Raw genomic sequence first — 11,706 nt, 5'->3', positions numbered from 1 at the left:
GCGTTGATCGAAGTTGCTTTGCGCTACATTGGCGCTAATTTTGAAGGCGGCGCTGACCACCGAGCCATCACTCTCATTTATCCAGCCCAGACCCGACCTCTTTAGACTCTCTTGTCCGAGTTTTCCCAATACTCTGATATTACTATACCCAGTTTTCGAAGTCGGCTTGGCTCCCCAGCCAGCCTTCTGATATCGATAGCCCCGAAACGGGAACGAACCGCCGATGAACAATTTCACCGCGCTGCACTCTTCAAGTAAGCTGCTTACCCTCCTCGCCGCCGCCCTCCTCACCTTCGCCTCCCCCGCGTTCGCCGCGGACGAGCCGCCCGAGGGCGCCCCGAAGGGCGCCGCGGTCACCGTGATCAAGGCCGCAAAATCCTGCTTCAACAATATCGTCGAGGTGTCCGGCATCCTGATCCCGCGGGAGGAGACGTCGGTGCGCTCGGAGCGGCCGGGGCTGAAGGTGGCGGAGGTGCTGGCGGAGCCGGGCGATACCGTCACCGCCGGCCAGCTTTTGGCCCGGCTGTCGCTGCCCGAGGGCGGGCTGACGCTGGTGGCGTCGCCGACCGCGGGGCTGGTCTCGGCCTCGACGGCGGTGGTCGGCAGCATCGCGGGGGCCAAGGGCGAGGCGCTGTTTTCCATCATCGCGCGCAGCGAATTCGACCTGGTCGGCATGGTGCCGGTGCGGGATATTTCCAAGCTCGCGGTCAACCAGACCGCGCGGATCAAGATCATCGGCGCCGGCGAGGTCGAGGGCAAGGTGCGCCGGGTGGCCTCGACCATCGAGCCCAACAGCCAGCTCGGCCAGGTGTTCGTCTCGGTGGTGGTGCCGCGGCGCCTGCTGGTGAATTCGTCCGGCCGGGCGCTGATCAAGACCGGGCAGAGCTGCGGCATCTCGGTGCCGCTGACCGCGATCCTCTATTCATCGGCCGGCACCGTGGTGCAGGTGGTGCGGCGGGCGCGGGTCGAGACCAAACAGGTCGAGGTCGGGCTGATGTCGTCGGGCCAGGTCGAGATCCGCAGGGGTATCGAGGAAGGCGACATCGTGGTGGCCCGCGCCGGCGCGCTGCTGCGCGAAGGCGACCCCGTGCGGCCGGTGACGGCGAGCGTGGATGTGAAGAAGTAGTATCCTTGCTCCCAACCATCGTCGTCCCTGCGAACGCAGGGACCCATAGCCACAGGTGTTGGTAGTTCAAGGAAGGTCGTCAACCACTGTGCTTGAGCCGAGAGGCCGCGGCGTATGGGTCCCTGCGTTCGCAGGGACGACGATGGTATTTTGTTGTAAGATCAGGACTACCGCAACAGCCCTTCAGTTTCGCGCATGTATTACGTCTACATCCTCGCGAGCCGGCGTCACGGGACCCTGTATATCGGGGTGACCAATTCCCTGCAGAAGCGGCTGGCGGAGCATCGCGAGGGCGAGGGCTCTTCGTTCGTCAAGACATATGGGGTGTACCGGCTGGTGTATGTGGAGTCCTACGAACGTGCGGACGAAGCGATCGCCCGGGAGAAGCAGCTGAAACGCTGGAAGCGGGACTGGAAGATCGAGCTGATCGAGCGCGAGAATCTGGAATGGCGCGATCTCGGCGATTTGCTGGTTTAGATCCGCACCCAACTCGCTGTCGTCCCTGCGAACTTTCAGCCCGTCGTCCCTGCGAACGCAGGGACCCATAATCCCGGTCATCTGAAGCAGTGGCGCGGTGGTCCAGCAAGTCCGCTAACACCACCCGAAATATCGATGGGCCGCGGCGTATGGGTCCCTGCGTTCGCAGGGACGACGGGTTGATGGAGTTTCGCTTGTTTAACTGCCGGCCTTGCCGCTGGCGACGGTGCCGGTGAGGGTGACGTCTTCCGGGAGCGAGGAGGAGACCGAGGGCACCTGCGCGCCGTCGGTGGCGCGGGAGATGGCGATGCGGGTCTTGTTGAAGGCGGCTTCGATGCCGGCGAGCTGCGGGTTGAGCTCCCTGAGCAGCGCGGTCATCAGCACGCTGTTGGCGCCTTTGGAATCGTCGGCGACCTTGCCCGGCGTGGCCGAGGTCAGGATCAGCGCGTTGTCGGGGGCGGCGATCGGGGCGAGGCCGTGGGAGAAGGCGCGGAAGCGGCGCTCCCAGGGATTGCGGCGGGAGGCGTCGACCACGACCAGCTTGGCGCGGGCGCCCTTTTCGCTGATCGCGTCCAGCACGGATTCGACGCTGACGCCGTCGCGGCGCACGTCGGCTTCCTTCCAGATCTTGGCGTCGACCGGGATCATGTAGCTCTCGCGGCGGGCCTGCACGCCGTAGCCGCCGAAGAACAGCATCACCACCGAGTCCGGCGTGACCTTGGCCTGCAGCCGCGCGACGGCGCGGCGCATGTCGTCCTTGCTGGCGTCCTCGACGACGTCGACGTCGAAACCGCTGCTGCGCAGCGTCGCGGTGAGCGCGCGGGCATCGTTGATCGGCTGCGCCAGCGGCGCATGGGCGTCGGGATAATGGCCGTTGCCGATCACCAGCGCGATTTTCGAACCCCTGGTGGCGGCGGCTTCGCCCTGCTCGGAGGCAACAGCCTTGGCGGCGTCGAGCGCGCGCTTGTTGAGCGCGGCATGCGCACCGATGCCCAGCGACACCGTGGCCACCAGCACGGCGGCAATGGTGAGGCTGCGGCGGGAGATGCTGATCTGCCAGAGGTTCATCGGTTCATTCCCGGTCATCGGCATGGGCGCGCCAGTTAGTCGCGCCAAAACCGATTAGGTTTGAGGGGTTGCCGGGCGGTGTGTCGCCCAATTGCGCTCTATTTGCGGCATTGCAACAAAAGAAGTTTTATCTTGCAGCCCCGGCATCGGCAACCTCGTTTGGAGAAGGCAGCCCTGCGGACCGCGCGCTGGATGAATTCTTTCGATACTACAGTGGGTTACGGCATACGTCGCGCCGCTTTTGCGGGCGCCAGCTGGCGCCAAAACGGGCGGTTTTGCCGTGACCTCGGTCACATTTGTAATGCCTTTTGTATTCCCCGGGTTTTCGTGTCATTTTTCAAAGGCTTATCGAATTGGGGATTTTGCCGGTTTCGCGGTTTGGCGCGGCCTGGCGGGACGTGCGACGGCGCGGCTGGGCAAGAAACTGCATGACATTTCACCGCATCGCCGGGGCCGCCTACCGCGCACTGACGGCAGCCAAGCACGGCCCGTCGCTGTACGACGTCTGCGATCCCCTGCTGCTGAAATATTCCGGCGGCGATCCGCATCTCGGCAAGTTCTATCGCACCGCGCTCGGCAATCCGGCGCTGCGGCCGCTGCTGCGGCGGACCGGCCTCGCCGAATTGCGCGACGAGGCCAGACTGCGCCGCCTGCGCGACGCGCTGGGCCAGGCGCGCGACCATGCCGAGCCGGACTGGGCCGCGATCGGCGCGCCGGTCGCGGACCTCGTGGATACCATCGAGCTCACGCATCCAAAGCCGCTCGCGGCATCGGCGCCGGCGCGCGCGCCGGAGCTGGCGCAGATCGAAAGCGTGATCCGCGGCTGCGCCGCGCATCTGCTGAAATCCTTCCGCAAGAACGGGTTCATCCCGACCTATGCCGCCTTCAACCTGATCGGCGATGCCGATCTGCGCGGCCGCGAAATGCTGATGGCGCTGACCGGGCTGAATTCGCGCGGCTACAAGAACTCGACGCTGCTGTTCAACCTGGCCCGGGTGTTCATCGCGCGCTCGCCGGCCCGCGCGCTGATCAACCCGCCGTGGCAGGGCATCGCCGAGCCGATGTGGGAGCCGGTGCAGATCCGCCATCGCTCGGCCTATTACGACGCGTTCTTCACCGAGGCGCTGCTGAGCTTTGCCGAGACCGGCCTCGCCTCGCCGGACGAGGCCACCGCTTCCCGCCGCGCCATCGCCGACATGGTCGACTTCTGTCTCACCACCAGCGCCGAGGATGTGAAGTCGCATGACGGCGCCAATGTCCGCGTCATCACCGCTTTGGCGCCGCTGCCGCATCCGCGCTTTTCGAAGTTCTTCGCCCAGATCAAGCAGGACCTCGGCTTCGGCATCTACGTGCCGGACTGCGACACCACCGCCTGCTCGTTCTCGGCGGCGACCCAGGCCGGCTCGACCGATCCGATCCTCGACCAGCCGCTGCTCGATTTCTATGCCGGCTACCAGGTCTCAGAAGGCGCCAACGAGCCCAAGGTGACGGTGCCGCTCAACGACAACATCGATTACGAGGGCGGCGTCGTCACCTGGATCGACAATCTGAAGGGCGAGCGTCCGTTCGGCAACGATCTCGATCCGACGCTCAATCTCGACATTCTCGAAGTCAGTTTCCGCAATCTGGCGCGCTGGAAGATTTTGGAGACGCCGGCGCGGCTGGAGACCGTGCACCGCATCATCGGCTTCCAGAAGCGGCTGGTGCTGAGCGGCGCCTTCACCAATCCGCGCTCGCATATCTATTACCTGCCGGAGCTGTACTGCGCCTATTTCGGCCGCTGCTACGCCGCCTTCATGGCGCTGCCGAAGGCCGCGCAAGCGGCTGTCGATCCCGACGGCACGTTCGAGATCATCCGCGCCAGAGTGCTGGGCTATGTGCAGACCGAGCTGATCGCGCACGAGATGAACGCGTTCGATGCAGCCCTGGCGCTGATCGCGCTCGGCCATCTCGGCGCCTCTCCTGCGACCTTCGCGCCGGCGCTGCGTTGCATCGTCGCGAGCCTTGGCGAAGGCGGCCGGCACGGCCCGTTCAAGGCGTACGAGTGGAACAAGATGAAGACCCCGACGCGAATCCTGGTCGGCGGCCCCGAAGTCACCTCGGCCTTCGTGCTGATGGGGCTGGCGCTGGCGCGCCGGGCGATGATGGCGGGTGCGAAGTGACTCTTACCCTCCCCTGGAGGGGGAGGGTCGGCTCACGTTGAGCGCAGCGAAATGTGAGACGGGGTGGGGTGAAAGTCTCTCAGCTCGGACACTGATCGATACGATAGACCGTCACCCCACCCCGCCGCGCCGCGCGCCGGACGATGCTTCGCATCGCCGGGGCGCGTCGACCCTCCCCCTCCAGGGGAGGGTAAGAGATCATCGCGTTAAGTTGAAAGCGGCCGCGCTGGTACGCCAGCCCAATCCACACCACAATCGCGGCGTTCAATTAGCCGATTCCTCATCCCAGACGGCCGCTGCTTCATGAAATTCCTGATTGCGCTGTTCGCATTGCTGCTGCCTGCCATCGCCGACGCCGCCGACATCACCGGCATTCCGAAAATCCGCGAGGCCGACCACGTCCAGATCGGCAGTGCCCGCATCCGGCTCGGCGGCATCGATGCGCCGCAAGGGGACCAGCTCTGCCTCAACACCAGGGGCGAGCGCTGGGCCTGCGGGGCCGCGGCGCGCGACGAGCTGATCAAATATGCCGGCACCAGGACCTGGAGCTGCAACAAGCGCCAGGTCACCGACCGGCGCGGCCGCATCGTGGCGCGCTGCGAGGTCGACGGCGAGGACATCCAGAAATGGCTGGTCCGCAACGGCTGGGCGCTGGCCTATGCGCGGATTTCCAAGGACTACGAGCCGGACGAGAAGGCCGCGCGCGAGGCCAAGGCCGGGATGTGGCAGGGCGCCTTCATCGCGCCGTGGGACTGGCGCGTCCGCAACAAGAAGACCGCCATCCTCGGCGCCGTGAAACCGCCGGAGAACGCCCGCGCCATCCTGCTGGCCTCGGCGTCGGGACCGGTGGCGCCCTCGCCCGACTGCACCATCAAGGGCAACGTCAACCGTTCCGGCGTATGCATCTATCACACCCCGGCCAGCCGCTGGTACGCCAAGATCCAGATGAAGATCAGCAAGGGCACGCGCTGGTTCTGCTCGGTCGACGAGGCCGAGGCCGCCGGCTGCCGCGAGACCCGAAGGTAGCGCCATGAAGCGCGCCGCGCTGCTGCTGCTGACGGTCGTCATCGCCTACACGCTGCTGGCCTATGTCGTACTGCCGGCGTTCTGGACCCATTACGAGCACCAGAAGGGGCTCGCCGAACTGCCGATGGTGACCCGAACCGCGCAAGGCATTCCCGGCGATCCCGTCAATGTCGGGCTGGTCGGCGACAACAAAGACGTGCTCTGCGCCATGCACGCCGCCGGCTGGTATCCGGCCGATCCGATCACGCTGAAATCGTCGATCGAAATCGCCGGCAGCGTGCTGCTCGACCGTCCCTATCGCGCAGCGCCGGTCAGCAATCTGTATTACCTCGGCCGCCGCGAAGACCTCGCCTTCGAGAAGGCGGATGGACGCAGCGCCGATCACCGCCACCATGTGCGGTTCTGGAAAGTGCTGCAGCAGGGCGAGGAAAAGCGGCCGGTCTGGCTCGGCGACGCGACCTTCGATCGCAGCGTCGGCGTCAGCCATTACACCGGCGCCGTCACCCACCACATCGATGCCGATATCGACGCCGAGCGGCAATTTCTCCTGACCGACCTGGCGGCGGCCGGCATGGTGCAGGCGAAATATCAGGTCACCGGCATCGGGCCGACGGTGGCCGGGCGCAATGGCGGCGGCGATCTCTATTACACCGACGGCGAGGTCTGGATCCTGCGGCTGGTCGAAGCCTGCCGGAAGCAGACCGCACCGGTCGATGTGATCGCCAGCCCCGCCACGACCGAGATCAAGGACCGGATCTGGCAGGCGGTGGCGGGGGCGATGCGGAAATAGGCCATCGGATTCCGTCATTGCGAGGAGCGCTTGCGACGAAGCAATCCAGCTTGCGGAGGCAAGGCTGGATTGCTTCGCTGCGCTCGCAATGACGCGTCCAATCTATTATCATACGTTGCGACTTGATTTCCCCTCATTCCCCCGGCATCCCTCCTTGAGCAGATCCAAAAGGAACAACAAAAATGACCGTTCGCGCGGGCCGGGAGTTTCTGGCGATCCCCGGGCCCACCACCATGCCCGACGAAGTGCTGCGGGCGATGCATCGTCCGGCGCTGGACATCTATTCCGCGGAAATGATCGGACTGACCGACAGCCTGCTGCGCGATCTGTCGAAACTGTTTGCCACCAAAGGCCGCTCCTACATCTATATCTCCAACGGCCATGGCGCCTGGGAAGCCACGCTCTCCAACGTGCTGTCGCGCGGCGACAGGATCCTGGTGCTGGAGAGCGGCCGGTTCGCGATCGGCTGGGGCCAGGCCGCAGCCTCCATGGGCGTCGAGGTCGAGGTGCTGAAGGGCGACTGGCGCCGTTCGATCCGCCCGGCGGAAGTCGAGGCGCGGTTGAGGCTGGACACGAAGCACGAGATCAAGGCTATCCTGGCGGTGCAGGTCGATACCGCCTCGGGCGCCTATAACGACATCGAGGCGATCGGCAAGGCGATCAAGGCGGCGGGCCACCCGGCGCTGTTCATGGTCGATGCGGTGGCCTCGCTGGGCTGCATGCCGTTCGAGATGGACGCCTGGGGCATCGACGTCGCGATGTCCGGCTCGCAGAAAGGCCTGATGGCGCCGCCCGGCCTCGGCTTCGTCGCCGCCAACGACCGCGCCCGCGAGCTGCACAAGACCGCCGGTCTGCGCACGCCCTATTGGGACTGGACCGCGCGCGAAGGCAGCGAACACTATCAGAAATATGCCGGCACCGCACCGGTGCACCTGTTGTTCGCGCTGCGCCAGGCCATCGACATGCTGTACGAGGAAAAGCTCGACAACGTGTTCCTGCGCCACCGTCTGCTGGCCGAAGCGGTGCGCCGCGCGGTCGCGGTGTGGGCCGAGGGCCAGGTGCTCGGCTTCAATATCGCCGAGCCGAACGAACGCTCCAACACGGTGACCACGGTGGTGATGTCGAACGGCCACGACCCGGTGGCGCTGCAACGCTATTGCAAGGAAAAATGCGGCGTGGTGATCGGCACCGGCATCGGCGACCTCGCCGGACAGGCGTTCCGCATCGCCCATATGGGCCACGTCAACGCGCCGATGATTCTGGGCACGCTCGGGGTCATCGAGGTCGGGTTGAAGGCGCTGGGTATTCCGCATGGCAAGGGCGGCACCGAAGCGGCGATCGAGTGGCTGGGGGAGAGCGTGGGGGCGTGACTCGCCGATCTCGAACCGCCGGGTTTCGCGTGCCCGGTGTCACTTCCCCGCATGGCGGGAGGGTCGGGTCGCATCTTAAAGCCGATTTGATGGGCCGGCGGCGACAGCCGCCAGGCGAACGAGGAACCGAGTGACACAAGCAATCAACAAGACGCCCGCACCGGTGGCGCCGCGCCGCCCCCATGCCTTCACCACCCATGGCATTGCCGTTACCGACGATTATGCCTGGCTGAAGGACGCCAACTGGCAGGAGGTGCTGCGCGACCCGTCGGTGCTGAACCCCGACATCCGCAGCTACCTCGAAGCCGAGAACGACTATACCGAGAGCCTGCTCGGCCACACCGCCGGCCTGCAGAAGACGCTGGTCAAGGAAATGCGCGGGCGCATCAAGGAGGACGATTCCAGCGTGCCCGCGCCGGATGGTCCCTTCGCCTATTTGCGCAAATACCGCGAAGGCGGCCAGCACGAGATGTTCGGCCGGATGCCGCGCAATGGCGGCGAGGCCGAAATCATTCTCGACGGCGACAAGCTCGCGGCCGACCACAAATACTTCCGGTTCGGCGGCGCGCGGCATTCGCCTGACCACAAACTTCACGCCTGGAGCGCGGATATCAAGGGTTCGGAATATTTTTCGATCCGCGTGCGCGACTGGTCCAATGGCGCGGATCGCGACGACCTGGTCGAGGAAACCGATGGCGCCGTGGTCTGGAGCGCAGATTGCAAGAGCTTCTTCTACGTCAAGCTCGACGACAACCACCGCCCGATGCAGGTCTGGCGTCATCGCCTCGGCACGCCGCAGGCGGACGATATTCTGGTCTACGAGGAACAGGATTCCGGCTGGTTCACCCATCTCCATGAGAGTTCCAGCGGCCGGTTCTGCGTCATCGCCGGCGGCGACCATGAAACCTCCGAACAGCGGCTGGTCGATCTGGCCAACCCCTCCGCGCCGCCGCGCCTGGTCGCGGCGCGCGAGGAAGGCGTGCAATATTCGGTCGCCGACCGCGGCGACGAACTGTTCATTCTCACCAATGCCGGCGGCGCCATCGACTTCAAGGTCGTCACCGCACCGCTTGACGCGCCGGAGCGCGCCAACTGGCGCGAGCTGATCCCGTATCGTGAGGGCGTCTACATCCTCGATGTCGAACTCTATGCCGGCCACATGGTGCGGCTGGAGCGCGCCAACGCGCTGCCCGCCATCATCATCCGCGATCTCGCGACCAGGCAAGAACACGCCATCGCCTTCGACGAAGCGGCCTATTCGCTGGACACCATGGGGGGCTACGAGTTCGAGACGACGAACCTGCGCTTCTCCTATTCATCGATGACGACGCCGTCGGAAGTCTACGACTACGACATGGCGAGCCGCAGCCGAATCCTGCGCAAGCGCCAGGAGATCCCGTCCGGCCACAACCCCGCCGACTACGTCACCACCCGCATCATGGCGACCTCGCATGACGGCGCGCAGGTGCCGGTCTCGATCCTGCACGCCAAAAACCTCGAGCGCGACGGCACCGCGCCGCTGCTGCTGTACGGCTACGGCTCCTACGGCATGGCGATACCGGCGTCGTTCTCCGCCAACCGGCTGTCGCTGGTCGATCGCGGTTTTGTCTATGCCATCGCCCATATAAGGGGCGGCGCCGACAAGGGCTGGGGCTGGTATCTCGACGGCAAGCGCGAGAAGAAGACGAACTCGTTCGATGATTTTTCGGCCTCGGCGCGCGCGTTGATCGAAGCGAAATACACCGGAACAAAACGCATCGTCGGCCATGGCGGCAGCGCCGGCGGCATGTTGATGGGCGCGGTCGCCAACCGCGCCGGCGAACTGTTCGCCGGCATCGTCGCCGAAGTGCCGTTCGTCGACGTGCTCAACACCATGCTCGACGACACCCTGCCGCTGACGCCGCCGGAATGGCCGGAATGGGGCAACCCGATCGAGAGCGAAAAGGATTTTCGCACCATCCTGTCATACTCACCCTACGACAACGTCGCCGCCAGGGACTACCCGAAGATTCTCGCGATGGGCGGCCTGACCGATCCGCGCGTCACCTACTGGGAGCCGGCAAAATGGATCGCGCGGCTGCGCGCCACCATGACATCAGGCGGGCCGGTCTTGCTGCGCACCAACATGGGCGCCGGCCATGGCGGCGCCTCCGGCCGTTTCGACCGGCTCGACGAAGTCGCGATCGCCTATGCGTTTGCGCTGTGGGCGGTGGGAATGGCGGACAAGGGCGAGGTGTGAACTTCTCCCTCGCCCCGCTCTTGCGGGGAGAGGGTCGGGGTGCGGGGCTCCCTCGACAGGCAGACTCGTGGAGTGTCCCCCACACCCGGCGCGCCGCGCCGCCCTCTCCCCGCAAGCGGGGCGAGGTGAAGACAAACGCCAGCCATCGCGCATAGACTACGCGCATGCCGCTCGAAACCGCGCGCTTGCTGCTCCGGCCCCCGCGTCTGACCGATGCGGCGGCGCTGTTCGATTTTCTCGGAGACACCACGGCGATGCGATACACCACGCCGCGGACGTCGGTGCCGGACTGCCGACGCTATCTCGCCGCGCATGAGCGCAACGCCAGCGCGTCGGCTGCGCCGTTGCGCGTCCCTACCTACCCGTCGCCTTCCGCCACGCCGCGAAATCGACCAGGGTCTGCTCGTCGGTCGCGGGGTAAAGCCCGAAGATGCCGCGGCCTTTCTGCACCTGCTCGGTGACGAAGTCCTCGAACGCGGTCATCTCGAAAGCTTCATTGGCGATTTCGTCGGCGAGATGGGCGGGGATCACGATCACGCCGTCGCTGTCGCCCAGAATAATATCGCCGGGAAACACCGGCGCGTCGCCGCAGCCGATCGGGCCGTTGATCTCGATCGCCTGGTGCAGTGTGAGGTTGGTCGGCGCGCTCGGCCGGTGGTGGAAGGCGGGAAAGCCGAGCTTTGCGATTTCGGCGGAATCGCGAAAGCCGCCGTCGGTGACGACGCCGGCGACGCCGCGCTGCATCAAACGGGTCACCAGAATGGCGCCGGCCGAGGCCGCGCGGGCATCCTTGCGGCTGTCCATCACCAGCACCGCGCCCGGCGGACAGTCTTCCACCGCCTTGCGCTGCGGATGCGAGCGATCGCGGAACACGTCGAGCTTGTTGAGATCCTCGCGCGCCGGCATGTAGCGCAGGGTAAAGGCTTCGCCGACCAGCGTCGGCTGGTCGGCGCCGAGCGGGTGCACGTCCTGAATGCACTGCATTCGAAAACCGCGCTTGAACAATGCGGTGGCCACGGTGGCGGTGGAGATGGTCTTCAGTTTGGCGCGGGTGGCATTGCTCAGTCTGGTCATTGGCTTTCCCCTTGTCATTCCGGGGCGATGCGCAGCATCGAACCCGGAACGACAAACTAATAAATCGAGGGTTCGTCCACCGGCTTGCCGAAACCGGTTTCGAGGAAGTCGAAATCGCAGCCCTCGTTGGCCTGCTTGATGTGTTTGGTGAACATCCAGCCGTAGCCGCGCTCATAGCGCTTCTCCGGCGCCTGCCATTCGGCGCGGCGTTTGGCCAGTTCGGCTTCCGGCACATCGAGGTTGATGGTGCGCGCGGCGACATCGAGCGAGATGCGGTCGCCATTGCGCACCAGCGCCAGCGGGCCGCCGATCCAGGATTCCGGCGCGACATGCAGGATGCAGGCGCCGTAGCTGGTGCCGCTCATGCGTGCATC

At 65.5% G+C, this 11,706-nt stretch carries 12 protein-coding genes; 8 read left to right on the top strand and 4 right to left on the bottom strand.

Annotated features, from left to right (window positions below; all coding sequences use genetic code 11):
* Window positions 1-237: hypothetical protein (locus Q7U29_RS06885; protein ID WP_304739820.1), on the bottom strand; the 237-nt coding region annotated here is incomplete at its 3' end.
* Here Q7U29_RS06885 and Q7U29_RS06880 point away from each other — a divergent pair.
* Window positions 224-1,126 carry an efflux RND transporter periplasmic adaptor subunit gene (locus Q7U29_RS06880; RefSeq protein WP_304739818.1) on the top strand — a complete coding sequence of 301 codons (903 nt, stop codon included), beginning with the start codon at window positions 224-226 and terminating at the stop codon, window positions 1,124-1,126. The genes Q7U29_RS06885 and Q7U29_RS06880 overlap by 14 nt on opposite strands.
* Before the next feature lie 195 nt (window positions 1,127-1,321).
* Window positions 1,322-1,603 carry a GIY-YIG nuclease family protein gene (locus Q7U29_RS06875; RefSeq protein WP_304739816.1) on the top strand — a complete coding sequence of 94 codons (282 nt, stop codon included), beginning with the start codon at window positions 1,322-1,324 and terminating at the stop codon, window positions 1,601-1,603.
* A 198-nt stretch (window positions 1,604-1,801) separates the two neighbouring features.
* Here Q7U29_RS06875 and Q7U29_RS06870 read toward each other — a convergent pair whose 3' ends face one another.
* On the bottom strand, window positions 1,802-2,671 hold the full coding sequence (locus Q7U29_RS06870; protein ID WP_304739814.1) for a caspase family protein: 870 nt from the start codon (window positions 2,669-2,671) through the stop codon (window positions 1,802-1,804).
* A 428-nt stretch (window positions 2,672-3,099) separates the two neighbouring features.
* Between Q7U29_RS06870 and Q7U29_RS06865 the strand changes: the two genes are divergently transcribed.
* From Q7U29_RS06865 to Q7U29_RS27690, 6 genes are all read left to right on the top strand, one after another.
* Window positions 3,100-4,833, top strand: a complete 1,734-nt coding sequence (locus Q7U29_RS06865; protein WP_304739813.1) for a hypothetical protein — start codon at window positions 3,100-3,102, stop codon at window positions 4,831-4,833.
* 303 nt (window positions 4,834-5,136) lie between these two features.
* Window positions 5,137-5,859: a thermonuclease family protein gene (locus tag Q7U29_RS06860; RefSeq protein WP_304739811.1), complete on the top strand. Its 723-nt coding sequence runs from the start codon at window positions 5,137-5,139 to the stop codon at window positions 5,857-5,859.
* Window positions 5,860-5,863: 4 nt separating this feature from the next.
* Window positions 5,864-6,649: an LssY C-terminal domain-containing protein gene (locus Q7U29_RS06855; protein WP_304739809.1), complete on the top strand. Its 786-nt coding sequence runs from the start codon at window positions 5,864-5,866 to the stop codon at window positions 6,647-6,649.
* Window positions 6,650-6,831: 182 nt separating this feature from the next.
* Window positions 6,832-8,019: an alanine--glyoxylate aminotransferase family protein gene (locus Q7U29_RS06850; protein ID WP_304739807.1), complete on the top strand. Its 1,188-nt coding sequence runs from the start codon at window positions 6,832-6,834 to the stop codon at window positions 8,017-8,019.
* A 130-nt stretch (window positions 8,020-8,149) separates the two neighbouring features.
* A complete protein-coding gene (locus Q7U29_RS06845) occupies window positions 8,150-10,258 on the top strand; it encodes a S9 family peptidase (RefSeq protein ID WP_304739805.1) in 2,109 nt (702 codons plus the stop codon).
* A 164-nt stretch (window positions 10,259-10,422) separates the two neighbouring features.
* Window positions 10,423-10,719: a GNAT family N-acetyltransferase gene (locus tag Q7U29_RS27690; protein ID WP_370691707.1), complete on the top strand. Its 297-nt coding sequence runs from the start codon at window positions 10,423-10,425 to the stop codon at window positions 10,717-10,719.
* Here the strand turns inward: Q7U29_RS27690 and Q7U29_RS06840 are convergent.
* A complete protein-coding gene (locus Q7U29_RS06840) occupies window positions 10,613-11,332 on the bottom strand; it encodes a ribonuclease activity regulator RraA (RefSeq protein ID WP_304739803.1) in 720 nt (239 codons plus the stop codon). The two genes, Q7U29_RS27690 and Q7U29_RS06840, sit on opposite strands and share 107 nt — an antisense overlap.
* 56 nt (window positions 11,333-11,388) lie before the next feature.
* Window positions 11,389-11,706: dihydroxy-acid dehydratase (locus Q7U29_RS06835; RefSeq protein WP_304739801.1), on the bottom strand; the 318-nt coding region annotated here is incomplete at its 5' end.

Origin of the sequence: Bradyrhizobium sp. (assembly GCF_030654605.1) — a bacterium.
Classification (GTDB): Bacteria; Pseudomonadota; Alphaproteobacteria; order Rhizobiales; family Xanthobacteraceae; genus Bradyrhizobium.
The sequence above is the reverse complement of the archived record's forward strand: the minus strand, read 5'-3'. Positions and strand labels throughout refer to the sequence as shown.